Origin of the sequence: Sphingomonas sp. 1185, from assembly GCF_040544655.1 — a bacterium.
GTDB lineage: Bacteria > Pseudomonadota > Alphaproteobacteria > Sphingomonadales > Sphingomonadaceae > Sphingomonas.
Map to the genome: position 1 here is coordinate 14,890 of NZ_JBEPKL010000004.1, position 25,440 is coordinate 40,329.

The following is a 25,440-nucleotide window of genomic DNA, read 5'->3' on the forward strand; positions in this document are numbered from 1 at the left end:
CGTTCCGGGGAGAAAGGGAGACATTGCGGGTCACATTCTGCTCCATGGTTTCATTTTGGTCTTGTTCCGCGCCATCGGCGCAGAAAAAAGGCCCCGGCAGCGATGCCGGGGCCAGCGGAAGGCGGCTGCGCGACCGCCCTCCCGGGACGGATTAGAAGCGCGCGGTTCCCGTCAGCGAGAAAACGCGCCCATTCTTGTACAGCGCGGTCGGGGCCGACGGCGTGCTGCTATACTGGTAATATGTTTCGTCGAGCAGGTTCGACGCATTCGCCGTTACACGGAAATGATCGTTGATGTTGTACGACGCCGAGAAGTCGAGCTGACGATAGGAGTCGGTGAAGTTCGACGACTGGAGACGCCCGAAGCCATAGAAATATTTCGAGCGATAATTGTAGCTGAGCCGCGCCTGGAACGGTCCCTTCTCGAAATAGGGGACGATATTATAGGTGTTGCGCGACAGATAGGGCAGGCCCTGACCCGCGACGGCGGTCTCACCGCTGGCGAAGGTATAGTTGGACTGGATGCCGAAGCCCCAGATTATGTTCGCCTGCCCGGTCAGCGAGAAGCCGGTGACCGTCGCCTTGCCGCCATTGACCGGGCGGTTGATGGCGTATTTGTTGGTCAGGCCGGTCACCGCATTGGTGTATTCCACGCCTTGGCCATCGGGGCCGTTGTCGACGACATTGCCGATATAGTTGCTGATGTCGCGGTAGAACACCTCGCCCGACAGATAGCTGGCGGGGGCGAAATACCATTCCGCCGACAGGCCGAAATTGGTCGCGGCATAGGGCTTCAGGTCGGGATTGCCGCCTCCGCCGGTCTTCTGCGTGTCGTCGAGCGACAGCGAGCCGGCAAGGTCGCTGTAGCGCGGCCGTGCGATGACCTTGGCCGCCGCACCGCGCAGCACGACGCTGGGCCCGGCGTCATAGGCGATGTTGAACGCAGGCAGGAAGCGGTCGTCGGTGCGCGGTGCCGTCACCAGCTTGGTCTGCCCCGCCGAGGACAGATAATAGGTCGAGATGTCGCGCGTGCGGACAAAGCGGCCGCCGATATTGCCGCGGAACTTGCCCGTCTCGTAATCGACCTGGACATAGGCCGTGCCGATCCGTTCCTGCACCTGGAAGAAGGAGCCGGTGTCGAGCGGACGGGTGATGTTCAGCGTACCCGGCGCGTTCAGCGCCTTGATCGCGGCTTCCTTTGTCAGCGTGGCATAGGGCACGGCGTTGCCGGTGGTAGACAGGCCGTCATAGACGCTGCGGCTCAGCACATAGGAGCCCAGATCGGCCAGGGTGAAGAAGTTGTTGGTGTAGGTCGCGCCGCCATAGGTGGTCTGGCGGTTGTCATGGATGTTGGCGCGCACCCCGAAGCGCACCGTCTTCAGCAGGCCGCTGTCGAGGTCACGCGCGAAGTCGATCTGGCCGAACTTCTCCTGGTCGACGGTGTTCTCGGCGCGGGTGATGCCACCGATCTGCGCACCGTAGAAGCCCGCGCCGTTGGTTTTGGCCAGTACCGCCGCTTCGGTCCGCAGCTTGGATTCGGCGGGTGAGGTGCTGATCCACTGGGTGCCGTCGCTGGCCGGATTGTCCCAGTTCAGCGTGGTGTTGCGGCCGTTCGCGCCCACGGTGAAGCCCTGACGGGTACGGAAGTTCAGCAGATATTCGGGGTCCTTGCCGCCGGTCGCGCGGGTATAACCGGCATTGCCGGTAATCTGCCAGCCATCGACGTCCCAGTTGAACAGCGCGCTGTAGCTGTCGTTCTTGATGCGGGTGCGACGGAAATTGGTGTCGAGTTCGCCCATCCAGGTCTTGCTGGTGCTGGGCTGTGCCGCGAAGGTCGCCGAGGTGATCAGACCGTTGCTGATCGTCGCGGCGGTCAGCTGCGACCCGCGCGTGTTGTAGCTATATTCGGAATTGCTGAAATTGTCGTAATTGCCGCGGATCACGATCGCATTGGCGGTCAGGGTAAAATTGTCCGTCGGCTTGAACTGCATCGTGCCGGTGAAGCCCAGGCGCTGGCGCGTCTGCTGAAAATATTCATGCGCCAGATAGCCCGGCAGGCGCGCCGTCTTCAGGTCGTTGACCGTGCCCCCGGTAATCTTGGCGTTCGGGTTGATCAGCACGGTCTGGCCTGACGCGTCGGTGGTGGTGAACTGGCTGCCGGTCAGATAGCCATAGACCGCGACACCGGCGCGGGCGAGGTTCTCCTTGTCGTAATTGACCGAACCCAGGATCGCGAAGGTGTCGCTGTCATTGTGCCAGCTATAGAGTGCCGATCCACGGAAATTTCCCTTGGCCGAGCGGTCGTTATATTCATAACCGCCGGTCGCGGTGATGGTGCCGGGCTTCAGGTCCAGCGGCTTGCGCGTGACGATGTCGACGGTACCGCCGATCGCGCCTTCCTGCAGCCTCGCCTCGGGCGTCTTGTAGACGACGGCCTGGCTGATGATTTCGGGCGAAAGCAGCGAATAGTTGAAGGTGCGGCTCGACCGGTCGCCGGGATTGCCGCCCCAGTCGGCCGAGGCGATCGAGTGGCCATCGATCAGCACGCGGTTTAGCGCTGGCTCGACGCCTGCGATGGAAACCTGCTCGCCCTCGCCGAATTGGTGATCGACCGTCACGCCGGGCAGGTGCGACAGCGATTCCGCGACATTGGTGTCGGGGAATTTGCCGACATCCTCGGCGCTGATGACGTCGACGATCGCATTGGTCTTGCGCTTGGTGTCGATCGCATCCTGAAGGCTCTTGCGGATGCCGCGCACGACGATGTCGTTTTCTTGGCCGACGGCGCTTTGGTCCTGGGGCGATGTGACGGCGGATGCGGTCGTGGACTGAGCCTGCGCGGTGCCGGTCAGGCCCGCCAGGATTGTGGTCGCGAGTATGCAGTTGCGCAGGCGCATGATGATAACCCCCCTTTTTTTGGCGCACGCCCCCTATTGGTGTGAACCGAGTTTCGGCCGTCTCCTTGACGGACAAAAGTGCAGGGGACGTAGTCCGCTTTAGATAGATGACGCCCCCGCATCTAAATTGGAGGCATACCAATTAGTGCCAAAAAGGCCACCAAAAAGTTATATTATTATTGCTGCTGTTGGGCTTTCTGTAACGTATTACTATCAAAGCAAATTTCGTTGCACTTGGCGGATGCGCCCGCCCTGCTCCTCACTTTTTGATGATCGGGTACGTTAGATTCCCGCCGTGCAATTTTAAGTTGCGAATCGATGAGTTTACACCGGTAGTCTCGGATCGCCCATGCTGCGGCCTGAACCGCGCCGGGTTAACCGGAGGCGTTGGGTTGTGAGTCACGCTGCCATATCGATGGTATCTGCGGCAGCATAATATAGCTCCTCGGCTTCGGCGGGCGGGATGTTGCCGATGGGTTCGAGCAGCCGGCGATGGTTGAACCAGTCGATCCATTCGAGCGTGGCATATTCGACAGCTTCAAAGCTGCGCCACGGCCCACGCCTGTGGATTACCTTGGCCTTGTAGAGGCCATTGATCGTCTCGGCTAAAGCGTTGTCGTAGCTATCGCCGACGCTACCGAATGACGGCTCGATCCCGGTTTCGGCGAGGCGCTCGGTGTATCTGATGGATGCGTATTGCGACCAGCGGTCGCTGTGATGGATGAGGCCGGCCCGATGGGCCGGCCGGCGGTCATGGAGAGCCTGCCCCGGCGAAGGCCGGGGTGAAGTCCGACACCCGCAGCATGTTTGGCGCTGGCGCGTAGAACCAGCCTTTGACGTGATCCAACGGGCACCGCGCTGCCTTGTCGCTTATGGTCGTGCGAACCGGCTTGCCCCGGATCACACCCTGTAGGCCCATGTCGCGCATCGGCCGTTCGATAGTGCCATGGGCGATCGGCAAAACGCGGCAGATCGGCTCGACCCCATAGACATCGCGGTGATTGTCGATGAAGGCGATCATCGCCGGAACGGGCGGCCGAACTCCGCCTGGGCGAAATATGCGGAAGCCTTGCACAGAATCTCGTTGGCTTGGCGCAACTCGCGGACTTCACGCTCCAACGCCTTCATCTTGTCAGCGACCTCGGTCGGAACGCCGGCGCGCTTGCCGCTGTTCACCTCGGCCTTCTTCATCCGCTCATGCAGCGTCTGCGGAACGCAGCCAATCTTCTCCGCGGTGGAAACCACCGCTGCCCACCGCGATGGGTGATCGCGCTCGTGATCCAGCACCATCCGTACCGCTCGCTCGCGGACCTCGGGCGAAAACGTGTTCGTCGTCTTGCTCATACTGGCCCCACCTTCTCAGGAGTTGGAGCCTCCGACAAACCCGGCGCGGTTCACTTGGGCCTCCCACACATGACCAGTCCGCTCCATCAAGGTCCCGGCAACTGGGCCCCGGCCTTCGCCGGGGAACAGGGGGCGATAGGGCTGTCGGATGCCGGAATTTCGCGGGGAAGCGAGTCCGTGATCGACGGCTCGGCCCCGCCTTACGACTTGCAGTAACCCTCGCCCGTCTTGACCGTCAGGCACTCGGTCTTTCCTGCCAGATATTTCAGCCCGGTCGCATCGCCACCCGTCGGGCGCAGCGTCTCGCGCACGCCGTTGCGCTCGAAGACGATGGTGTCGCCCACCGCATCGCCCCGGAACTCGCCCCTGTGGTCGAGGTCCCATTGCATCTCCAGCCGATAGCGGCCGGGCGTCGCGGCATGTTTCACGTTCAGGACCATGCCCTCCACCCCGATCCAGCGGCCGACATAATCCGGCGCCTTCTTCTTCGGCACGCCGTTGAAGGTCGCGCCGTCGCCCGCCGGGCCCGCCGTTGCGGCCGCCTGGGGGCCGCTGGCCGGGACGGCGCCGTTGGTCACCGAGTCGGGTGCCTCGCGCGAGCAGGCGGAGAGGGTGGCGAGGGCGGCGAGGATCAGGATACGCGTCATGCCGCGCAGAACCCCTGGCCATGGCGCACGTTCCGTTGCGCGAAGGGGTAGCCATCCGCCCCGTGCGCGCGTAAAGGCGCGCTCATTCCATTCCTACCCCGTCAGGAGCGCCCGTCCCATGCGCATCGCGATCGCATCCGATCATGCCGCCGTCTCGTTGAAGACCGTGCTGGCGGACTGGCTGCGCGAACAGGGGCATGAGGTGCTCGACCTGGGCACGGACGGCACGGCGAGCGTCGATTATCCCGATTTCGGCCATGCGGTGGCCGAGGCCCTGGCCGATGGTCGCGCCGAGCGCGGCGTGGCGCTGTGCGGATCGGGCATCGGCATTTCGATCGCCGCCAACCGCAACCCCGCCTGCCGCTGCGCGCTCGTCTCCGAGCCGCTGTCCGCCGCGCTCGCCCGCCAGCATAACGACGCCAACGCCATCGCCATGGGCGCGCGCGTCATCGGCGAGGAAATGGCCAAGGCCTGCCTGACCGCCTTCCTGTCCACCCCGTTCGAGGGCGGACGTCATCAGCGCCGCGTCGACATGCTGTCCGCCGCACCCGCCCAGAATTGAACGCCCAAGGATATCCGCAATGAGCACGCTTAACGACGTCCAGCCCGCCGGCTTCTTCACCCGCACCCTGGCCGATGCCGACCCCGCCGTCTTCGCCGGTGTGTCGCACGAGCTGGAGCGCGAGCAGACCCAGATCGAGCTGATCGCCAGCGAGAACATCGTCTCCAAGGCGGTGATGGAAGCGCAAGGCTCGGTCTTCACCAACAAATATGCCGAGGGCTATCCGGGCAAGCGCTATTATCAGGGCTGCGCGCCGTCGGACGAGGTCGAGCAGCTGGCGATCGACCGAGCCAAGCAGATCTTCGGCTGCGACTTCGTCAACGTGCAGCCGCATTCGGGCGCGCAGGCGAACGGCGCGGTGATGCTGGCGCTGGCCAAGCCCGGCGACACGATCATGGGCCTGTCGCTCGACGCCGGCGGTCACCTGACCCACGGTGCCAAGGCGGCGCTGTCGGGCAAGTGGTTCAACGCGGTCCAGTACGGCGTCGACCCCGAGACGCATCTGATCGACTATGACGAAGTCGCCCGCATCGCGCGCGAGTGCCAGCCCAAGATCATCATCGCGGGCGGATCGGCCTATCCCCGCGTCATCGATTTCGCCAAGTTCCGCGCGATCGCGGACGAGGTCGGCGCGTACTTCATGGTCGACATGGCGCACTTTGCGGGCATCGTCGCAGGCGGTCTGCACCCGACCCCCTTCGGCCATGCGCATGTCGTGACCACCACCACGCACAAGACGCTGCGGGGCCCTCGCGGCGGCATGATCATGACGAATGACGAGGCGATCGCCAAGAAGATCAACTCGGCGGTCTTCCCCGGCCTTCAGGGCGGCCCGCTGATGCACGTCATCGCCGCCAAGGCGGTCGCGTTCGGCGAGGCGCTCCAGCCCGAGTTCAAGACCTATATCGCGGCGGTGGTCGAGAATGCCCGCACGCTGGCCGCGACGCTGAAGGCGCGCGGCGCGAACCTGGTCGCGGGCGGCACCGACACGCATCTGGCGCTGGTCGACCTGACCCCGCTGGGCATCACCGGCCGCGACGCCGACGAGGCGCTGGAGCGCGCGGGCATCACCTGCAACAAGAACGGCATCCCCAACGATCCGCTGCCCCCGATGAAGACCAGCGGCATCCGCGTCGGCTCGCCCGCGGGCACCACGCGCGGTTTCGGCCCGGCGGAGTTCGAGCAGATCGGCCATATGGTCGCCGACGTGCTCGACGGCCTGAAGGCCAAGGGCGAACATGGGGACCCCGAGGTCGAGGCGAACGTTCGTGCCCGTGTGCGTGAGCTTTGCGCACGCTTTCCGATCTATCAGGGATAAGGACGTAAACGCATGGCCAAGTTCGACGAGAAGTTTTCCGAGGTGCAGAACGACATCAAGTCGACCCCCGGCCTTGGCAAGAGCATGGCGAAATGGGGCGCGCTCGGCGCCGTGGTCGCGATCCCGGTGCCGTTCGTCGGTCCGGTCCTCGGCGCGGCGGCGGGTGCCGGTTACGCCTATTTCAAGGCCAAGAAGAAGATCTGAATGCGCTGCCCCTTTTGCGGCCATGAAGACAGTCAGGTAAAGGACAGCCGCCCCACCGAAGATGGGGCGGCGATCCGCCGCCGCCGCCAGTGCGAGGGCTGCGGCGCGCGCTTCACCACCTTCGAGCGCATCCAGCTGCGCGAATTGACCGTGATGAAGAGCGAAGAGCGGCGCGAGCCGTTCGACCGCGAGAAGCTGCTCCGCTCCATCGCCATCGCGACCCGCAAGCGCCCGATCGACCCGGTACGGGTGGAAAAGCTGGTGTCCGGCATCCAGCGCCAGCTGGAGACCAGCGGCGAGGGCGAGGTATCGTCCAAGCGGATCGGCGAATTGGTGATGGAAGGGCTGAAGCGCCTGGATTCGGTGGCCTATATCCGCTTCGCCAGCGTGTATCGAGAGTTCGGAGAGGCCAAGGATTTCGAGGCTTTTGCCGGGACGGTCGAGGAAGTGGCGCCGAAGGGGGAGTGAGGTGAGGTTCGGGGCGTGGGCTTCGACTTAGCTCAGCCTGAACGGCTGTTTGGATAAGCCCCAATTCCCCCGCCCCGTTCAGGCTGAGCGAAGTCGAAGCCCAAGGGACTCCCTTGCCCCAAGCCCCCGTCGCGATACCATCGCCTGGTAACGGACGGGAACCGGGCCATGGCCTTCTACTGCTACATCCTCCGCTGCTCCGACGGCAGCTATTACACCGGCCACACCGAAAACCTCGAACACCGCATCGCCCAACATCAGACCGGCGAACTCCCCTGCTACACCCAAACCCGCCGCCCGGTGGAATTGGCTTGGTCGCAGGACTTCCCCACCCGTCACGAAGCCCTGACCGCCGAGCACCAGATCAAGGGCTGGTCCCGCACCAAGAAATCCGCCTTGATCGCATCGGACTGGACGCGCCTGAAAGAAGCCGCGATACCGCGCGCGGAACGTGCCCTTCGACTTCGCTCAGGGCGAACGGAAGAGTGAACGTGAACAAATCCCAGCCCCCCGTCATCGTCCTGGTCCGCCCGCAGCTGGGCGAGAATATCGGCAAGGCCGCGCGTGCCATGCTCAATTTCGGGCTGGTCGAGATGCGCCTCGTCACCCCGCGCGACGGCTGGCCCAATCCGCAGGCGGGGCCCGCCGCCTCGGGCGCGGACAGCGTGCTGGAACAGGCCAAGGTCTATGAGAGCGTCGCCAATGCGGTCGCCGACTGTGCGCAGGTCTATGCCACCACCGTGCGCAAGCGCGGCGTCACCAAGCCGGTCGTGACCCCGGAAGAGGCGGCGCGCGAAATCCATGCCGACACGACCGGCCGGGCGGCCTTCCTGTTCGGGCCCGAGCGATCGGGGCTGGAGACCGACGACGTGGCGATCGCGCGCAAGATCGTCACCGTGCCGATCAACCCCGAATTCGGCAGCCTGAACCTGGCCCAGGCGGTGATCCTGATCGCCTATGAATGGTCGAAGGGCGTTGAGCTGGCCCAGCCGCCCGAGGTCGAACTGCCCGAGGTCGCGCCGCAATGCGAGCTGGACGGCATGATCGGCCAGTTGGAGGAGATGCTGGACGGCGCGGGCTATTTCTTCCCGCCCGACCGGACGCCCGCCACCAAGCGGACGCTGCGCACCCTGCTGACCAAGCCCGGCTGGTCGAGCCAGGAAATCCGCACCCTGCGCGGCGTGCTGTCGACGCTGGCCCGCCCGCGCGAGCGGTAACGCCCTACCTCCGTTCAGCCTGGTCATAGTCGAAGGCCACGCCGTGATCTCCGCCACGGGGGCCGCTTGGCGGGGGATGGCCCTTGGCCTTCGACTACGCTCAGGCCGAACGGAGGTGGGGTCGCCTTACCCCCGCGTCCGGTCGAAGGTCGCCAGTTCATAGGCGATCGACCCTTCGACCAGAACGTCCCACATCTCGGCGATGACGGCGCCGGGCAGGCCCAGCCGTTCGGCCTCGGCCCGCGCTTGTTCGATCACCTGGGTCTTGCGATCCTCGTCACGCACGCGGTCGCGGCTCGGCTTGATCCGCGCGGCGGCGTCCATATAGCCGAAGCGGCGCGCCAGCAGCGCCACCAGCTCGCGGTCGAGCTGGTCGACGCCCGCGCGAACCTCCGCCATGGTGGTGCAATCGGGTCCGGCGAGAATCTGGGTCATGGCCAAGCTCTGCCGGGCGGCGTTCGCGCTGTCCAGTCCGGCTTGCGGGTCGGGGCTGGCGCGCGATAGGCTGCGGCTTCGGTCCAATTGGGAGATAGGACGATGCTGACCACCTTGCTGCTGCTCGCGCTTTCCGGCCAACAGGCCGAACCCACCCCCGCGCCGGTGAAGGAAAAGAAGATTTGCCGCGTGCAGGAAACCACCGGCTCGCGCCTCGCCAGCAAGCGGATCTGCAAGACCCAGGCGGAATGGGACGAGATCGCCGCCAATGCCCGCAACGATGTGGAAAGCACCGCCGGACGGCTGAGCACCGCCAACGGCCGCTGATCCGCCGCTTCGCTTGACTCCGGGGTGCGTCTCGGTTAGGCGCGCCCCTTCGCAATTGCCCCCGCATCCCGGTGAAGCGGTGGGCCTGCGCTTGTCCCCATAAAGGCTTGCATGGTGCGATACCGGGACCAACGTCGTTCGTAATTGCCAAGGATTTAAGATGTCGAAGCGTCAGAGCGCGAAGTACAAGCTCGATCGCCGTATGGGCGAGAACATCTGGGGCCGCCCCAAGAGCCCCGTCAACAAGCGTGAATATGGCCCCGGCCAGCACGGTCAGCGCCGCAAGGGCAAGATGTCGGACTTCGGTCTGCAGCTGCGCGCCAAGCAGAAGCTGAAGGGCTATTACGGCGACGTGACCGAGAAGCAGTTCAAGGCCTGCTACCAGGAAGCCGCCCGCATGAAGGGCGACACCTCGCAGAACCTGATCGGCCTGCTCGAGCAGCGTCTGGACATGATCGTGTACCGCGCCAAGTTCGCGCCGACGATCTTCGCCGCGCGCCAGCTGGTCAGCCACGGCCACATCCGCGTCAACGGCGTGAAGTGCAACGTCGCGTCGCGCCGCTGCTTCGTCGGCGACGAGATCTCGCTGGGTTCGAAGGCGACCGAAATGGCGCTGGTCATGGAAGCGCAGCAGCTCGCCGAGCGTGAAGTGCCCGATTACGTCACCGCCGACGGCAACACCAAGGTCGCGCTGACCCGTATCCCGACCCTGGACGAAGTGCCCTATCCGGTGAAGATGGAGCCGAACCTGGTCGTCGAATTCTATTCGCGCTAAGTTTTCGGGTCTTACCGAATTGCGGAAAGGGCGGTCCTTCGGGGCCGCCTTTTTCGTTTCGGCGTCGCTTGCCGGATGCCGAAGGGCCGCCCATACTCCGCCCGTTCAAGGGGAGGGGCGCGATGCGACCGGGTTTTGTTGCGATCGGTGCATGGATGGTCGCGACGGCCGCCACGGCCCAGACCGCCGAGCAGGGCCAATATGCCGGACAGCTCCGCGCCATATTCACCGCCGTCGCCAGTGGCACCTGCCCGGCCGACCTGATGGCGGATGGCCTGCTCAAGGCGTGTCAGGACCAACTCCCCCGGATGGCGCCGGACCTGAAGGCGGCGGGGCCCGTCAAGACGATCACCTTCGTGCAGGCCGAACAAATAAGCGGCGAGCGGTATGAACAATATCGGGTGATCTTCACCAACGGCGCGCCGTCGAAGTGGACGATCGGCGGGCTGCGGAATGGCAAGTTCCAGTCGGTCTATTCGCTGGGGGACTGACGTTTCTCCTTGGCCCGGAACGGCTTTTCCGGGGTGGAAGCCGGATTGAGGGCCGATGCTCGGCATGCTTGCCCTTGGCGACGCCGCCCGGCACAACCTCCCCAAACACAAGGGGAAAGCACATCATGCGTCGTCTGGTCCTATTGTCCCTCCTGCTCTCGGGCACCGCCATCGCGCAGGAACGGCCCGCCATTTCGGTCGACACGCTCAAGACCGTGACGCAGGTCCTGTCCTCCGACGAATATGAAGGCCGTGCGCCGACTACGCCCGCCGAGGACAAGACCGTCGCCTATATCATCGACCGCTTCCAGAAGGCCGGTCTGAAGCCCGGCAACAAGGGCAGCTGGACCCAGGACGTGCCGATGGTCGAGATCACCGCGACCGACGTCCAGCCCTTTACGGTGGCGGGCAAGGGGCAGCCCATTTCGCTGGCCTACCGCACCGACATGGTGGCGGGGACCTATCGCGTCACGCCCCGGATCGACGTGAAGGACAGCGAGATGGTCTTTGTCGGCTATGGCATCACCGCGCCCGAAAAGGGCTGGGACGATTATGCCGGGGTCGATGTGCGCGGCAAGACGGTGGTTATCCTGATCAACGATGCCGACTGGCAGACCATGGGGCGCGAAGGGCCGTTCGAGGGCCGTGCGATGACCTGGTATGGTCGCTGGCCCTATAAGTTCGAGAATGCCGCGAAGCACGGTGCCGCCGCCGCGCTGATCGTGCACCAGACCGAACCCGCCGCTTACCCCTGGGCGGTGGTCCAGTCCTCCTGGACCGGGCCGCAGCTGGAGCTGGACGAGGCGGGGGATCATAGGGACCAGAGCCAGGTGATCGGCTGGATCCAGCAGCCCGTGGCCGAGCGCATCCTGAAGGCGGCGGGCCAGGACCTCGCCAGCTTGACCAGGGCGGCGCAGACCAAGGGGTTCAAGGCGGTGCCGCTGGGCCTGACCCTGTCGGGCGGCTTCGCCAACGCGATCCGGCGCCAGGCATCCAAGAACGTGATCGGCGTCCTGCCCGGCACCACCGAGCCGGGCGATTACGTCCTCTATTCGGCGCATTGGGACCATCTGGGCCGCTGCGACGCGGTGGACGGCGACGATATCTGCAACGGCGCGCTCGACAATGCCACGGGTATCGCCGGGCTGGTCGCGCTGGCCGAGGCGCAAGCAAAGGCGGGGCCTGCCAAGCGCTCGATCGCGTTCCTGGCGGTGACGGCGGAGGAAAGCGGGCTGCTCGGCTCGGGCTATTACGCACAGCATCCCGTGTTCCCGCTGGCGCGGACCGTGGGGGGCGTGAACATGGACGGGCTGAACGTGACGGGCCGCTCGAAGGACTTCGTGCTGGTCGGCAAGGGCAAGTCCGAGATCGAGGATCTGGCCAAGGGCTTTGTCGGCCGGCAGGGCCGCTATATCGGCGAGGAAGCCAATCCCGAACGCGGCAGCTATTACCGCTCCGACCATTTCTCCTTCGCCAAGCTGGGCGTGCCGATGCTCGACGGCGGGTCGGGGCAGGACAAGGTGATGGGCGGGATCGCCGCGGGCAAGAAGGCGACCGAGGATTATGTCGCCAACCGCTATCACAAGCCCGCCGACGAATATGATCCTCGCTGGGATTGGTCGGGCGCGGTCGAGGATTTGACGGTCTATTATCAATTGGGCAGGACGCTGGCCGACCGGCCGGGCCTGTGGCCCAACTGGTATCCCACCGCCGAATTTCGCGCCATTCGCGATCAAAGCAGGAAGAACGTCCAGTGACCACGCAGACCGTGACCACGCCCCCGCCGCCCGAATGGGCCCCGCATGACGCCGTGTGGATCGGCTTTCCCAGCCATCCCGAGCTGTGGCAGGAGGATCTGGAGCCTGCACGCGAGGAGGTGCTGGCCTTTGCCCGCGCCGTCCATGCCGATGGCCGGGGCGAGCGGGTGATCCTGGTCGCCGCAGACGGCGAGGCGGCCGATGCCGCGCGGGCCATGGCGGGCGACGCGGCGGACGTCGTAGTCCAGCCGTTCGGCGATATCTGGCTGCGCGACACCGGCCCGATCGTCACCGGCGACGGATCGGCGCGGCTGTTCCAGTTCAACGGCTGGGGCGGCAAATACGACCTGCCCGGCGACGATACGGTCGGCGCGCGGCTGGCCGAGGATCGCGGTATCGCGGCGACGGCGTGCGACTGGGTGCTGGAAGGCGGCGCGATCGATGGCGACGGCACCGGGCTGGCCATCACCACGCGCCAGTGCCTGCTCAATCCCAATCGCAACCCCGAGCTGAGCGAGGCGGCGATCGCCGACCGGCTGGCGCGCGACCTGGGGCTGACGCGGATCGTCTGGCTGGGCGACGGCCTGCTCAACGACCATACCGACGGCCATGTCGACAATCTGGCGCGCTTTGTCGGACCGAACCGGGTCGCCATGCCCGAGGCGGCCGAGAACGACCCCAACTGGCAGGTCTATGCCGCCGCCAAGCGGACCGCCGAGGCGGCCGGGCTGGAGGTCGTGACCATCCCGTCGCCCGGCCGTGTGCTGCGCGACGAAGAGGTGGTGCCCGCCAGCTATATGAACTTCTATATCGGCAATGCGGCGGTCGTCGTGCCGGTCTATGGCAGCGAGAATGACGATGCGGGCGTCGCGGCGATCCAGGCGATCTTCCCCGACCATCAGGTCGTCGGCCTGCGCGCCGACGCGATCCTGACCGGCGGCGGCAGCTTCCACTGCATCTCGCAGCAAATCCCGGCGCGCTGATCCGAATCGAGGCTGACAAAGGGCCCGCGCTTCCGGAGGGGAGCGCGGGCCTTTTTGCTGTGTAACGCTTCCAGCGGAGAGGGATCGGGGATGCGGCCCCTCGCATAAGGTGCTACTCCTTTCATGATAGAAGGGGGATGCGCCATGATGATCGCCCGCTCGACTGCCACGCCCGATCGTTCCGTCTGGTCGGCCATCGTCCCTCCCCTCGTTATCATGGCGGCGGCGGCCCTGCTCCGCCTGCCGATCGCGCTGGCCCATCCCTATGCGGCGGCATTGCTGTTCCTGTGGGTCGCCTCCGACGCGATGATGCTGGGCCTGATCGCCCGCCATCGCCGTCCCGGCTGGCGCGCGGGCATTGCTGCCATGGCGATGGCGGGTTCGGCGGTCCTTTCCCTGTCGCCGGTGCCGATCCGCGCCGCCCTGGTCGACATGCCCTGGGCGCTGGCGGTGCCGGTGGTCGCGATCGGCCTTCATGGTGGCTGGGGCCTGTGGCGCGTGGCGGAGCGGGTGCGACATTGGGATGCGCGTGATCCCGATCGCTGGGGCGCATTGCTTGGCGAAATTCTACCCCCGCCACTTGCGCGCTTCGCCATGGCCGAGGCGAGGCTGCTGCATCTGGCCCTGTTTCGCTGGAACGGCGCACCCGACGTGCCGCTGGGGACGATCGGCTTTGCCTATCACCGCTATCTCCAGCCGATGATGATCGCGCTGCTGCTGCTATCCTGCATCGAGATCGGGGTCACGCACCTGCTCATCGCGCATTGGAACCGGACGCTGGCGTGGATCCTGTTCGCGATCAGCGACGTGTCGCTTCTCTATCTGGTCGGTCTCATCAAGTCGCTGCGACTGGCACCTGTGTTGCTGACCCCGGCGGGGGTACGGATTCGCGCCGGGATTCTGATCGACCGGACAATCCCCTATGAAGCGATCGCCGAAGTCACGGCGAATCCCGATGGCGAGACGGTGCGGGCGCCGGGCAGCTGGGACGTGGCGTTGCTCGCGTGGCCCAACCTGATGCTCCGGCTCGAAACGCCGCTGCCGCCCCGTTCGCCCTGGCATGGCGCGCCGGTCCACGCGATCGCGTTGCGGCTCGACGAGCCCGGTCGCTTCCTCGACGAATTGCGCGGCCGGCTGGTCACTCGGCGGGTGACGGGCCGGTCCTGAGCCATTAAAGGGCGTGGCCATGACCCAGATCACCGTCGCCGCGCTGCAACTGGCCTTCACCGCCGATATCGACCGCAACATCGCCGAGGTGTCGCGCCTCGTCCGCGAGGCGGCGGCCCAGGGGGCGCAGGTGATCCTGCCGCCCGAATTGTTCGAGGGCGAATATTTCTGCCGCGTCGAGGACGAGGGGCTGTTCGCCAACGCCAAGCCGACCGCCGAGCACAAGGCGGTGCGCGCGATGCAGGCGCTGGCCTCCGAGCTGAAGGTCCATATCCCGACCAGCTTCTTCGAGGCGGACGGCCCGCATCACTATAACTCGCTGGCGATGATCAATCCCGACGGGCAGGTCGCGGGCGTCTATCGCAAGAGCCATATCCCGGACGGTCCGGGTTATGAGGAGAAATTCTATTTCCGCCCCGGCAATACCGGGTTCAAGGTGTGGGACGGCCCCGCGACCAAGCTGGGCGTCGGTATCTGCTGGGACCAATGGTATCCCGAGACGGCGCGCGCGATGATGCTGATGGGCGCCGAAATCCTGTTCTACCCCACCGCGATCGGCAGCGAGCCGCATGACGATAGCCTCGACACCGCCCGGCTGTGGCGGCGCGCGATGGTCGGCCATGCGGTGTCGAACGTCGTGCCGATCGTCGCGGCCAACCGGGTCGGCTGCGAACATGGCCAGACTTTCTACGGCACCAGCTTCATCTGCGACGAGCGCGGCGACATCCTGGCCGAGCTGGACCGCGAGCAAGAGGGCGTGATCGTCGCCACGCTCGATATCGACCGGGTGAAGCGCCACCGCGCGGCGTTCGGCTTCTTCCGCGACCGCCGTCCCGAGCTGTACGGACGGCTGGTCCAGGATATCTGACGTCTTGTTCCTCCCCAAGCGCGCTTGGGGAGGAGCGGGATCATCCCCGCAAGGCCAGCGCCCGTTCGAACACCGCCTTGAACATGGCGGGGGTCAGTCGCCCGGTATTCTGGTTGTAGCGGGAGCAGTGATAGCTATCGAGCACCACCGGCCCGCCGCCGGGCAGGCGGTGCTCGGCCAGATGCGCGAACCGCGCCTTGGGCAGGCGTCCGCCCAGCGCCTTGATGACCGATCGGTGCGCGATCTCGCCCAGTGCGATGACGACCGACAGCCGGGGCAGCGCGGCGAGTTCCTGCTCCAGGAAGGTGCGGCAGGTGCGGATTTCGTCGGGCGTCGGCTTGTTCTCGGGCGGCAGGCACTTGACCGCGTTCAGGATCACCGCGCCGTTCAGCGTCAGGCCGTCATCGACCCGCGCGTCGAAATTCCCCTCGGCCAGCCCGAACCGGGCGAGCGTGCCATAGAGCAGCGGCCCGGCGCCATCGCCGGTAAAGGGGCGGCCGGTGCGATGCGCGCCATGCTTGCCGGGGGCCAGGCCGACGATCGCCAGCCAGGGATCGGCATCGCCGAAGGGCGGCACGGGGCCGTTCCACCAGCCGGGATATTCGGCGGCGACCGCGTGGCGGACTTCGACCAGACGGGGGCATAGCGGGCAGTCATGGGGCGGCTGGACGGGCACGAGCGGTGCGGGGATGGCGGGAAAGGATGCATCGGACATCGCGCTCGGGTAGTCGTCGGGCATGACGACGACAAGCTATGCCATCGCGCTGGGTTCCAACCGTCCGGGGCGGCATGGCTCGCCGCGCGCCGAGATCCGCGCGGCGCTGGCCGAGCTGGGCGATGTCCGCGCGGTGTCGCCGATCATCGTCACCGCGCCGGTCGGCCCGTCGATCCGGGCCTTCGCCAATGCCGCCGCGCTGGTCGACAGCCCGCTCGATCCGCCCGCGATGCTGGCGCGGCTGAAGGCGATCGAACGCGCCTTCGGGCGGCGGCGCGGCCAGCGCTGGGGCGCGCGGGTGATCGACCTCGACATCATCCTGTGGTCGGGCGGGGCCTGGCGGTCGCCGGGACTGGTCGTCCCGCACATCGCCTATGCCGCGCGCGCCTTCGTGCTGCACCCGCTGGCCGCCATCGCCGCGGACTGGCGCGATCCGCGCGACGGCCGCCGGGTCAGACATTTGCGACATGGTGTTGACCGCAGGCGTCCGCGCCCCTAGGTCGCTTCCACCCCGATGGAGGGTCCGTAGCTCAGTTGGTAGAGCAAGCGACTTTTAATCGAGAGGTCCCGGGTTCGAGTCCCGGCGGACCCACCACGGGGTGTTTCAAGACATTGCGGACCTTTCCCGATCGGCGGGTGGCATAAGCGCCCCGCACGTCCCCGCCTGATACGGGTGGCCCGATGGGGTCATGGCGGCAGGGGCTGCCCCATGGTAATCCGTAGCGGCGCCAATGACGTAGGATGCTGGCGCGCCGAACAGGACGAGCGCCGCATGGATTTTCCGCTGATCGCCCCCCAACCGCCCCGGCTGTCCGAGCATCTGGACGGGCTGAAGCGGATCGAGGCGTCTGGGCAGTTCAGCAACAACGGCCCCGAAGTCCGCGCGCTCGAGGCGGAGATGGTGGACCGGCTCTTCGACGGCCGGGGGGCGGCGCTGGCGGTGGGCAATGCGACGCTGGGGCTGATGATCGCCATCCGGCAGGCGGCGGGCATGGCGCCGAAGCCCGGCATGCTGGCGATGATGCCTGCGATGACCTTTGCCGCGACCGCGCAGGCGGCGATCTGGGCGGGGCTGACGCCGTTGATCGTCGATGTCGATCCGCAAAGCTGGACGGCTGATCCGGGCGAGGAGGAGCGGATGCTCGCGCGCCATGGCGACCGGATCGGGGCGATCGTGCCCTATGCCACGTTCGGCACGGACATCGACCTGGATCGCTATGCCTGGCTGGCCAGGCGCCATGGCGTGGGGGTGGTCGTCGATGCGGCGGCCTCGCTGGGCACGCTGGACGAACGGGGGCAGGGGTTCGGCACGGGTGCGCCCTTCGCGCTGGTCTATTCGATGCACGCGACCAAGACCTTTTCGGTCGGGGAGGGCGGGCTGGTCTATAGCGGCGATGGCGACCGCATCGACCAGTTGCGCGCGATGGTGAATTTCGGTTTCGAGCGCGGGCGGGTTGCGACGCTGCCCGGCATCAACGCCAAGATGCCCGAGATACTGGCCCTGATGGCGCGTACGAAACTGGCGGAGATCGACGCCGTCTGCGCCGCGCGCGCGGATCTGGACCGCGAATATCGCGAAAGCCTGCCCGGCTATGGCTTTCAGGCGGAGCGGGGGCGGCGGCAGGCGACGCAGTTCATGCCGGTGCTGTTGCCGCCAGCGATTGCCGGGCGCCGCGATGCGGTGATCGCCGCCCTGGCGGCGGACGGCGTCGGGGCGGGCCATTATTTCAGCCCGCATCTCGGCGAGCAGCCGCTGTTCCGCGACACCGCGCTGATCCAGCCGACCCCGGTCGCGGACGCGCTGTCGGCGCGGATGCTGAGCCTGCCGATCACGGACGGGATGAAGCCGGGCGATGCCGGGATCGTCGCCGAGCGGCTGAAGGCGGTGGTCGCGCGCATCGCCGCCGGGGGCGAGCCCGCGCGCGCGCCGGACCGCGACCGGCCCTGTGGCTGCCTGGTGGTGGGGGGCGGCCCGGCGGGGACCGCGATCCTGATCGCGGCGAGCAAGACGGGACAGCTGGTGCCGCTGGCCCGGCAGGGACTGGTCCTGGTCGAGCGGTCGGACCGGATCGGCGCGGGCGAACTGGGCGGCTATGCCATCCGCTCGGACACCACCGCCGAGACCTTCCTGTCGGCGGTGAAGGGCAATCCGCATCCCGAACTGGCCGCGCTGGAGGCGCATCCGGCGGGGCAGGTGATGGCGGGCTATTGCGGGGCGCTGGGCGCGCCGCTTCGCGATACCGCGCCGCTGCTGGAGGCGACGGCGCAGCGGCTGCGCGGGATCGTGACGGATCATGGCGGGGCGGTCCTGACCGCGACCGAGGCGGTGCGCGCGGACCGCATGGCTGATGGCGGGTGGCGCACCACCCTAAACGGTCCCGATGGCGTCCGCACCCTGACTTCGCGACATATCGTCATAGCTACTGGGGGATACCAGACCGACGAACAGATCGCCGACACGATGGTGGCGGGCGTGCGGCTGGGCGACATGGCGGGGGACCGGCTGATGCGATCCGACACGCTGCTGCGGCATGGCGGGATCGACCGGGCGCGGGAGCGGCTGGCGGGAGTCCGCGCGCCGCGCATCGCGATCATCGGCGCATCGACCAGCGCGATCGCCTGCGCCGTGCAGCTGCTCAAATGCCACGATCTGCCCTTCGGAGCGGAGGCGATCACCCTGCTCGCCCGGACGCCGCCCAAGCCCTTCTTCCCGACGGTCGAGGCCGCCCATGCCGAGGGGTTCACCGATTTCACCCCGGACGACATCTGCCCGGTCAGCGGCTTCGTGCTGCGCCTTGCCGGGTTGCGGCTGGAGTCGCGCGAACTGGTGCTGCGGATGCTGGCGCTTGGCGGGCGCACACCCGATCCGCGCTTGGCGCTTCACCGGATAGCGGGCGATGCGGACCTGCACGCGCGCGCCATTATCGGCGCGGCCGATCTGGTGATCGGGGCGCTCGGCTATCGTCCGCGCGCGCTGCCGCTGTTCGACGCCGCCGGGGTGGCCATCGCATTGGCGCATGAGGAGGGGCGGCCGATGGTCGACCGCCATTGCCATATCCTCGATGCGCAGGATCGCCCGGTGCCGGGCGCCTATGGCATCGGCCTGTCCGCCGGGTTCGTGCCCTGGGGGCCGCTGGGGGGAGAAAGGAGCTTTCGGGGGCAGGCCAACGGGCTGTGGCTGTGGCAGAACGATGTCGGCCGGATGATCGTCGATCAGGTGCTGGGGCAGGGCGATGCGCAATCGGGTGCGGCGGCGGCATGAGCGATCCGATCGTCAGCGTCGTCATTCCCGCCTATAACGGCGCGGCGCTGATCGGTGAGACGCTGGCCAGCCTGGAAACCCAGACGCTGACCCGGTGGGAGGCGCTGGTCGTCGACGATTGTTCGTCCGACGACACCCGCGCGCTGGTGCGCCACTGGCGCGATCCGCGTGTTCGCCTGATCGAGAATGCGGTGAATGGTGGCCCGGTGCGGACGCGCAATCGCGGCTTTGCCGAGGCGCGGGGGCGCTATCTGGCGGGGCTGGACCAGGACGATCTCTGCCGTCCCGAAAGGCTGGCGCGGCAGGTCGCCTATCTGGAGGCGAATCCCGATATCGTGCTGGTGGGCGCGCAGGCGGAGCAATGGGTCGAGGGACGGATCCTGCCCATGAACTATGCGCCGCACACCACCCCCGATCTGATAGCCTGGCTGAGCTGGATCGAGAATCCGCTGGTCTGGTCGACGGTGATGGTCCGTGCCGAGGTCGCGCGGCGGCTCGATCCCTTCACGAGGCCCGACATCCTCTATGCCGAGGATTTCGACCTGTATCATCGCATCCGCCCCTTCGGCCGGATCGCGCGGCTCGACGAGCCGCTGCTGATCTATCGCCAGCATGCCGGGGGCGTGTCCAAGCGCTTCACCGACACGATGCGGGACAGCGCGACGCGGGTGCTGGCCGAGGCGCATCGGCCGCATCTGGGCGCGGAGGCCGAGGCGGTGGCGCGGCTGCTGGTCCGGCACAATATGGGCGGCCTGCCGGTCGCGGACGGGGCGACGTTCCGGCGGCTGGGACGGGCGATCGCGGGATTGCAGGCGGCCTTCGTCGCCGAGGTCGCGCCGCGCGACGAATCCCTCACGCTGATCCGCTGGGAAACCGCGCGGCGATGGCGGCAACTGGCGCGCGCCGCTCTGCGCTCGGGAGGCGTGACGCTGGGCGATGTGCTGAGCGCGCGGCCGCCGCATCTGGGGCTGGGCTATGCGGGGCTGGACGATCTGCTGCGCTGGCGCGCCATCGGCGCGGTGCGACAGCTGCGTCGCATCCGTCGGGAATCGAACCGATCCACCGTAGAAAACGAATCGTCCAAGGGGTGATTCGCGGCGGCAATGTCGCGCTTCGGGATCGGGAAGGGCCGCTTGCGGACGGCCCAAACAAAAGCCCGCGCAGAGGGGGGCTGCGCGGGGGATGGCAATCAGTACGTCTTGGGAGCCGGGCTTGTCGATCCGCAAGCCCCGGAAAAATCAGAAAAGATGATGAACCAGTCGCGAGGCGCCCAGCGCGACGCCGCCAACGGCGACCCAGCTGGCCATCGCACCGAAGGCCAGGATCAGCAAACGGTCAACGGGCGAAATGGCGTTATCGTTCATGGTCATCGGTCCTCTCCGACCGGTCTGCCTGCCGGTATGAGACATTTCTGCGACAAAATTCGCCGAGAAGCAAACCCATTTTTCAAATCAGCCTGATTGATAAATTCTCCGTTCAGGAAAAAGGGGAGGGGCAAAATGCGCGCCTTGGCCCCGCCAGGCCCGGAAATCGGGCATTTCCCCTTGCCTTGCCAGGGAGATGGCACGATCAGCACCCTCCTATGACAGACCCGAACCCCGTCCCCGATATGCGCCCCGCGTCCGTGTTGAGCGAACCCGGTGTTCGACCCTCGACCATGCCGCTGGCGTTGCGCGGCGCCGCCGCGGGCGCAACGGCGCTGGCGCTTCTGCTGATTCTGGGCCTGCTGATCGATCACTGGCCCTTTGCCTGGGACCGGGCGATTCTGACCGGGCTGCGCGCGCACGGCCAGTCGCGCGCGCTGATGCGGGCGGCGGTCGATGTCACCGCGCTGGGCAGCGTGCCGGTGCTGATCCTGATCATGGCGGGGGCCGTATCGCTGCTGGCCGCACGTCGGCTGTGGCTGACCGCGATCGCCACGGCGGCGGCGGGGATCAGCGGGGGCATGGCGGTGACCCTGGTCAAGACGATCGTCGCGCGGGCGCGGCCCGATCTGGTGCCGCACTGGGTGGACGTGTCCAATGCCAGCTTTCCCAGCGGCCATGCGGCGGGCAGCGCGATGGTCTATCTGACGCTGGCCGCGCTCGCGACGCAGGTGACGCAGGAGCGGCGGGTGCGCCACATGATCGTAATCCTGGCGGTGCTGCTGGTCGGGATGATCGGGGTCAGCCGCGTGTATCTGGGCGTCCACTGGCCGTCCGACGTGGCCGCCGGATGGTGTTTCGGAACGCTCTGGGCGCTGGGCTGGTGGTGGGCGACCGCCGCCGCCCGCGAGTCATGGCGCGGCGCGCGCCAATAGCCGCTCCGCCGCCTTCAGGTGCGGCGCATCGAGCATCTTGCCGTCCAGCTGGAGCACCCCCGCGCCGGGGTTCGCCGCGAACAGGTCGACAATCGCCTGCGCCCGGATCACCTCTTCGGGCGTCGGGGTGAAGGCGGCGTTGATCACCGGCACCTGCCGGGGATGGATCGCCATCATGCCGGTAAAGCCGTCGCGCCGCCCGCGCGCGGCATAATCGGCCAGCCCGTCCGCGTCGCCGAAATCGGGATAGACCGTCTCGATCGCCGCGACACCCGCCGCGTGCGCCCCGAACAGGGTCAGCGAACGGGCCAGCTGATAGGGGGCGGTATAGCCGCCATCGGCATGGCGCGCGGTCGTGGCGCCGATCGCGGCGGGCAGGTCCTCCGCGCCCCAGGTCAACCCGGCGAGCGGCAGGCGCGCGCCCGCATAGTCGCCCAGCCGGAAGATCGCCGCCGGGGTCTCGGTGGCGATGGGCAGGATGGGGGGCAGGACGGGGATGTCCGCCACCCCCAGCGCCGCCAGCGCGTCCAAGCTGGCCAGCCCTTCCGCCTTGGGCAGGACGAGGCCGTCGGGACGCGCGGGCAGGATGATGGCGAGATCGTCGGCGGCCAGCGGTCCGTCGACCGGGTTGATCCGGACGAAGATCGCCTTGTCCGTCTCGCGCGGGGCGGACAGGAAGCGGGCGACGGCCTCACGCGCCGCCGGCTTGGCCTGGGCCGCGACCGAATCCTCCAGGTCGAGGATCAGCGCGTCCGCCTCCGTTCGCAGCGCCTTGGCCATCAGGCTGGGCTGGTCGCCCGGCACGAACAGGAGCGAACGCAGCCGCATCGGCGTCAGCGGCCCATTTCGGCCAGCTTGCGCTCCCAGGCCAGCGCGTCGCGGACGATGCCGTCCAGATCGTCGCGTTGCGGGCGCCAGGGCAGCGCCGCCAGGATCGCGCTATTGTCGGCGACCAGTTCCGCGGGATCGCCCGCGCGGCGGCCCTCCATCCGGCGCTCGATGGTCAGGTTCGTCACCCGGTCGACCGCGTCGAGCACCTCGAGGACCGAGAAGCCGCGACCATAGCCGCAGTTCAGCGTGTGGCTCTCGCCCGGCTGCGCGACCAGCAGCTCCAGCGCGGCGACATGCGCGGCGGCGAGGTCGGAGACATGGATATAGTCGCGCACGCCGGTGCCGTCGCGGGTCGCGAAATCGGTGCCATAGACGCCGACCGCCTCACGCTTGCCGATCGCCGCCTCGACCGCGATCTTGATGAGATGGGTCGCGCCGACCGTCGACTGGCCCGAGCGGCCCTGCGGATCGGCCCCCGCCACGTTGAAATAGCGCAGCGCGCAATAGTTGATCGGATGCGCGGCGGCGACGTCCTTCAGCATGATCTCGGTCATCAGCTTGGACATGCCATAGGGATTGATCGGCGCCTTGGGATCGCTCTCCTTGATCGGCACGCGTTCGGGCGTGCCATAGGTGGCGGCGGTCGAGGAGAAGATGAAATGCGCCACGCCCTCGGCCACCGCGCTTTCCATCAGCGAACGGCTGGCGGCGGTGTTGTTGCGATAATATTTGAGCGGATCGGTGACCGACTCGGGGACGATGATTGAACCGGCGAAGTGCATGATCGCGCGCACGCCATGCTCGCGGATCGCGGCGCGCACCGCTTCGTCGTCGGCGACATTGGCGACCACCAGCGAGGCACGCGGATCGACCGCCCAGTCGAAGCCGGTGACGAGATTGTCGAGCACGACGACGTCGTAGCCCGCATCCAGCAGCGCCAACACGGCATGGCTGCCGATATAGCCGGCGCCGCCGGTCACCATCACCTTGCCGTCGATCGTCGCCATCATCTTTTGTCCCAAAGCCTTGGATTGTCGTCGCCTAGCGCCTTCCTATCTAGGCACACAAGACGACAAGGAGATTCCGAGTGACCGAATATGTGACGCTGGCCGGCGGATGTTTCTGGTGCACCGAGGCGGTGTTCAAGGACGTGATCGGGGTCGAGTCGGTCGAGAGCGGCTATATCGGCGGGACCGTGCCCAACCCGACCTACAAGCAGGTGTGCGGCGGCGATACCGGCCATGCCGAGGCGATCCGCATCGGTTTCGACCCCGAGCAGCTGGCGCTGGACGATCTGCTCGACATCTATTTCGCGACGCATGATCCGACGCAGCTGAACCGCCAGGGCAATGACGTGGGCACGCAATATCGCTCGGCGATGTTCCCGGCCGGCGAGGCGCAGGAGGCCGCGATGGTGGCGGCGAAGGCGCGCGCGCAGGACGGCAGCGACAAGCCGATCGTCACCGCGATCGAGCCGATGGCCGAATGGTATCCGGCGGAGGATTATCACCAGGATTATTGGGAAACCTCGGGACGGTCCAACCCCTATTGCATGGCGGTGATCCCGCCCAAGCTCCAGAAGCTGCGCAAGAGCTTCGCCGCGCGGTCGAAGGCGGTGACGGCGTAAATTCCGGGGCGAGGTCGGGGCGTACGCTTCGATTCCGCTCAGCGTGAACGGAGCAGTGGAGCGATCCCATTCTCCCGTTCAGCCTGAGCGTAGTCGAAGGCCACGCCCCGGACGTTTGCCAAAAATGCCCTTGTGGTGTCGGTTGATCCCTTGGCCTTCGACTTCGCTCAGGCCGAACGGAGGGAGGGTTTTTCCTTCGCGCTGAGCGAAATCCAGGGCCTCGCCGCAAACACTATCGCGTCGCCGCGCGCCGCAGCCGGTCGTTGATCGCCTCGCCGATCCCGTCCGCCGGGATCGGGGCGACCGCCAGGCGGGCGTGGTCGCTTGCATCGGCGCGGTGGAGGGCGTCGAACAACCGTGCGGCGGCCTCGACCGGATCGCCGCTCGCCGACAGCGTGTCGTGGCCCGCGACCGCGCCGAAGCCGATCAGCCATTCGTCCGTATCCGCTGCCGTGGCGTTCAGCCGCAGCGCCTTGCGCGGGGCATAATGGCTGGCGAGCTGCCCCGGCGCGGTGACGATCGCGGGAGTGTCCGGCCCCTGTTCGACCGTGCCCAGCACGCCCGCCAGCATCGCCGCCGTGACCGGACCGGGGCGCAGGATGGTGCGGCCCGCGACGATCGTCGATTCCAGCCCCGCCTCGGTCGCGCCGTCGTCCAGAATGGGCACGTCCGGCCCCAGGCTGGCGCGGACATGGGACGCGCGGGTCGGGCTGATCCCGCCGCTGGCATTGGCGGAGGGGGCGGCGAGCGGACGGCCGCTCTCCGCCAGCAGCGCCTGCATCGCGCGGTGGCGCGGCACCCGGATCGCCACCGTGTCCAGCCCCGCCGTCACCAGCGAGGCGATGCCCGACCCCGCCCGGACCGGGCGCACCAGCGTCAGCGGGCCGGGCCAGAAGGTCTCGGCCAGCGCCAGCGCCTCGGCATCGAAGTCGGCCAGCGCCTGCGCCGCCGCCAGATCGGCGACATGGACGATCAGCGGGTTGAAGGACGGCCGCCCCTTGGCCGCATAGATCCGCGCCACCGCCGCCGCGTCGGTCGCATCGGCGGCGAGGCCATAGACCGTCTCGGTCGGCACCGCGACGATCCCGCCCGCCGCGATGACCTCGGCGGCGGCACGGATCGCGGAAGGGCCGAAGGGCAGGGTCGGGTCGTGATCGGGAAAGGTCATGGCTGACGCGGCCTATATCCTGTCGGGACGTGCGCGATAAGGGGGCGGGGCAGGGCCATGCGCGCGCCCCTTCGACAAT

Annotated in this window: 24 protein-coding genes, 1 tRNA gene, 2 pseudogenes and 1 other annotated feature; of the genes and pseudogenes, 18 read left to right on the forward strand and 9 right to left on the reverse strand. The window is 67.2% G+C overall.

Going from position 1 to position 25,440, the window contains the following annotated elements; translation table 11 throughout:
• Positions 1-151 precede the first annotated feature (151 nt).
• The 3 genes and pseudogenes from ABIC44_RS04570 to ABIC44_RS04580 form a co-directional block, all read right to left on the reverse strand.
• Positions 152-2,896, reverse strand: coding sequence for a TonB-dependent receptor (locus tag ABIC44_RS04570; RefSeq protein ID WP_354293968.1), 2,745 nt, complete (start codon positions 2,894-2,896; stop codon positions 152-154).
• Positions 2,897-3,295: 399 nt separating this feature from the next.
• Positions 3,296-4,240, reverse strand: a pseudogene (locus tag ABIC44_RS04575) (transposase).
• Positions 3,844-3,959 (reverse strand) — a sequence feature (AL1L pseudoknot). It overlaps the preceding pseudogene by 116 nt.
• 200 nt (positions 4,241-4,440) lie before the next feature.
• Positions 4,441-4,887 (reverse strand): hypothetical protein, encoded by a 447-nt coding sequence (locus ABIC44_RS04580; protein WP_354293969.1) that lies wholly within the window; start codon positions 4,885-4,887, stop codon positions 4,441-4,443.
• A 118-nt stretch (positions 4,888-5,005) separates the two neighbouring features.
• On the opposite strand from ABIC44_RS04580, the gene rpiB reads away from it, so the two are divergent.
• The 5 genes and pseudogenes from rpiB to ABIC44_RS04610 all read left to right on the forward strand — a co-directional run bounded on the left by rpiB (position 5,006) and on the right by ABIC44_RS04610 (position 8,656).
• On the forward strand, positions 5,006-5,449 hold the full coding sequence (rpiB, locus tag ABIC44_RS04585; protein ID WP_354293971.1) for a ribose 5-phosphate isomerase B: 444 nt from the start codon (positions 5,006-5,008) through the stop codon (positions 5,447-5,449).
• A gap of 19 nt (positions 5,450-5,468) precedes the next feature.
• Entirely contained in the window at positions 5,469-6,767 is a 1,299-nt protein-coding gene (gene glyA / locus ABIC44_RS04590; protein ID WP_261271064.1) for a serine hydroxymethyltransferase, read from the forward strand.
• Between the two features lie 12 nt (positions 6,768-6,779).
• Positions 6,780-6,971, forward strand: coding sequence for a hypothetical protein (locus tag ABIC44_RS04595; RefSeq protein WP_309691817.1), 192 nt, complete (start codon positions 6,780-6,782; stop codon positions 6,969-6,971).
• A complete protein-coding gene (nrdR, locus tag ABIC44_RS04600; RefSeq protein WP_354293973.1) occupies positions 6,972-7,439 on the forward strand; it encodes a transcriptional regulator NrdR in 468 nt (155 codons plus the stop codon).
• A 168-nt stretch (positions 7,440-7,607) separates the two neighbouring features.
• Positions 7,608-8,656: pseudogene (locus ABIC44_RS04610) on the forward strand (TrmH family RNA methyltransferase).
• A 126-nt stretch (positions 8,657-8,782) separates the two neighbouring features.
• Here ABIC44_RS04610 and ABIC44_RS04615 read toward each other — a convergent pair.
• Positions 8,783-9,091: a chorismate mutase gene (locus tag ABIC44_RS04615; protein ID WP_307102347.1), complete on the reverse strand. Its 309-nt coding sequence runs from the start codon at positions 9,089-9,091 to the stop codon at positions 8,783-8,785.
• Between the two features lie 102 nt (positions 9,092-9,193).
• Between ABIC44_RS04615 and ABIC44_RS04620 the strand changes: the two genes are divergently transcribed.
• From ABIC44_RS04620 to aguB, 7 genes are all read left to right on the forward strand, one after another.
• On the forward strand, positions 9,194-9,418 hold the full coding sequence (locus ABIC44_RS04620; RefSeq protein WP_354293978.1) for a hypothetical protein: 225 nt from the start codon (positions 9,194-9,196) through the stop codon (positions 9,416-9,418).
• Between the two features lie 160 nt (positions 9,419-9,578).
• Positions 9,579-10,193, forward strand: coding sequence for a 30S ribosomal protein S4 (rpsD, locus tag ABIC44_RS04625; protein WP_183950038.1), 615 nt, complete (start codon positions 9,579-9,581; stop codon positions 10,191-10,193).
• A 122-nt stretch (positions 10,194-10,315) separates the two neighbouring features.
• Complete coding sequence (locus tag ABIC44_RS04630; protein ID WP_354293980.1) at positions 10,316-10,684, forward strand: hypothetical protein; 369 nt, start codon at positions 10,316-10,318, stop codon at positions 10,682-10,684.
• A gap of 125 nt (positions 10,685-10,809) precedes the next feature.
• Positions 10,810-12,441: a M28 family peptidase gene (locus ABIC44_RS04635; protein ID WP_354293981.1), complete on the forward strand. Its 1,632-nt coding sequence runs from the start codon at positions 10,810-10,812 to the stop codon at positions 12,439-12,441.
• 11 nt (positions 12,442-12,452) lie between these two features.
• Complete coding sequence (locus ABIC44_RS04640) at positions 12,453-13,424, forward strand: agmatine deiminase family protein (RefSeq protein ID WP_354294172.1); 972 nt, start codon at positions 12,453-12,455, stop codon at positions 13,422-13,424.
• A gap of 144 nt (positions 13,425-13,568) precedes the next feature.
• Complete coding sequence (locus ABIC44_RS04645) at positions 13,569-14,591, forward strand: hypothetical protein (RefSeq protein ID WP_354293982.1); 1,023 nt, start codon at positions 13,569-13,571, stop codon at positions 14,589-14,591.
• A gap of 19 nt (positions 14,592-14,610) precedes the next feature.
• Complete coding sequence (gene aguB, locus ABIC44_RS04650) at positions 14,611-15,459, forward strand: N-carbamoylputrescine amidase (RefSeq protein WP_354293984.1); 849 nt, start codon at positions 14,611-14,613, stop codon at positions 15,457-15,459.
• A 40-nt stretch (positions 15,460-15,499) separates the two neighbouring features.
• Here aguB and ABIC44_RS04655 read toward each other — a convergent pair whose 3' ends face one another.
• Positions 15,500-16,174 (reverse strand): uracil-DNA glycosylase, encoded by a 675-nt coding sequence (locus tag ABIC44_RS04655; protein ID WP_354294174.1) that lies wholly within the window; start codon positions 16,172-16,174, stop codon positions 15,500-15,502.
• 22 nt (positions 16,175-16,196) lie between these two features.
• Here ABIC44_RS04655 and folK point away from each other — a divergent pair, with 22 nt between their 5' ends.
• The 4 genes from folK (at position 16,197) to ABIC44_RS04675 (ending at position 20,527) form a co-directional block, all read left to right on the forward strand.
• On the forward strand, positions 16,197-16,673 hold the full coding sequence (gene folK, locus ABIC44_RS04660) for a 2-amino-4-hydroxy-6-hydroxymethyldihydropteridine diphosphokinase (protein ID WP_354293986.1): 477 nt from the start codon (positions 16,197-16,199) through the stop codon (positions 16,671-16,673).
• A gap of 20 nt (positions 16,674-16,693) precedes the next feature.
• Positions 16,694-16,769, forward strand: a tRNA-Lys gene (locus tag ABIC44_RS04665).
• 114 nt (positions 16,770-16,883) lie between these two features.
• Entirely contained in the window at positions 16,884-19,436 is a 2,553-nt protein-coding gene (locus ABIC44_RS04670) for a DegT/DnrJ/EryC1/StrS family aminotransferase (RefSeq protein WP_354293987.1), read from the forward strand.
• Complete coding sequence (locus ABIC44_RS04675) at positions 19,433-20,527, forward strand: glycosyltransferase family 2 protein (protein ID WP_354293989.1); 1,095 nt, start codon at positions 19,433-19,435, stop codon at positions 20,525-20,527. Before ABIC44_RS04670 ends, ABIC44_RS04675 begins: the two co-directional genes overlap by 4 nt.
• A 147-nt stretch (positions 20,528-20,674) precedes the next feature.
• On the opposite strand, the gene ABIC44_RS04680 is transcribed toward ABIC44_RS04675, so the two are convergent.
• On the reverse strand, positions 20,675-20,806 hold the full coding sequence (locus ABIC44_RS04680) for a hypothetical protein (protein WP_309691896.1): 132 nt from the start codon (positions 20,804-20,806) through the stop codon (positions 20,675-20,677).
• A gap of 254 nt (positions 20,807-21,060) precedes the next feature.
• Here ABIC44_RS04680 and ABIC44_RS04685 point away from each other — a divergent pair, with 254 nt between their 5' ends.
• Positions 21,061-21,735, forward strand: coding sequence for a phosphatase PAP2 family protein (locus ABIC44_RS04685; RefSeq protein WP_354293990.1), 675 nt, complete (start codon positions 21,061-21,063; stop codon positions 21,733-21,735).
• Here the strand turns inward: ABIC44_RS04685 and ABIC44_RS04690 are convergent.
• Both ABIC44_RS04690 and galE read right to left on the reverse strand, forming a co-directional pair.
• Entirely contained in the window at positions 21,712-22,563 is an 852-nt protein-coding gene (locus ABIC44_RS04690; RefSeq protein WP_354293991.1) for an HpcH/HpaI aldolase/citrate lyase family protein, read from the reverse strand. The two genes, ABIC44_RS04685 and ABIC44_RS04690, sit on opposite strands and share 24 nt — an antisense overlap.
• Before the next feature lie 5 nt (positions 22,564-22,568).
• Positions 22,569-23,576, reverse strand: a complete 1,008-nt coding sequence (gene galE / locus ABIC44_RS04695; RefSeq protein WP_309691902.1) for a UDP-glucose 4-epimerase GalE — start codon at positions 23,574-23,576, stop codon at positions 22,569-22,571.
• A gap of 77 nt (positions 23,577-23,653) precedes the next feature.
• Between galE and msrA the strand changes: the two genes are divergently transcribed.
• A complete protein-coding gene (msrA, locus tag ABIC44_RS04700) occupies positions 23,654-24,193 on the forward strand; it encodes a peptide-methionine (S)-S-oxide reductase MsrA (protein ID WP_354293993.1) in 540 nt (179 codons plus the stop codon).
• A 232-nt stretch (positions 24,194-24,425) separates the two neighbouring features.
• On the opposite strand, the gene ABIC44_RS04705 is transcribed toward msrA, so the two are convergent.
• Positions 24,426-25,361, reverse strand: coding sequence for an L-threonylcarbamoyladenylate synthase (locus tag ABIC44_RS04705; RefSeq protein WP_354293994.1), 936 nt, complete (start codon positions 25,359-25,361; stop codon positions 24,426-24,428).
• Positions 25,362-25,440 lie beyond the last annotated feature (79 nt).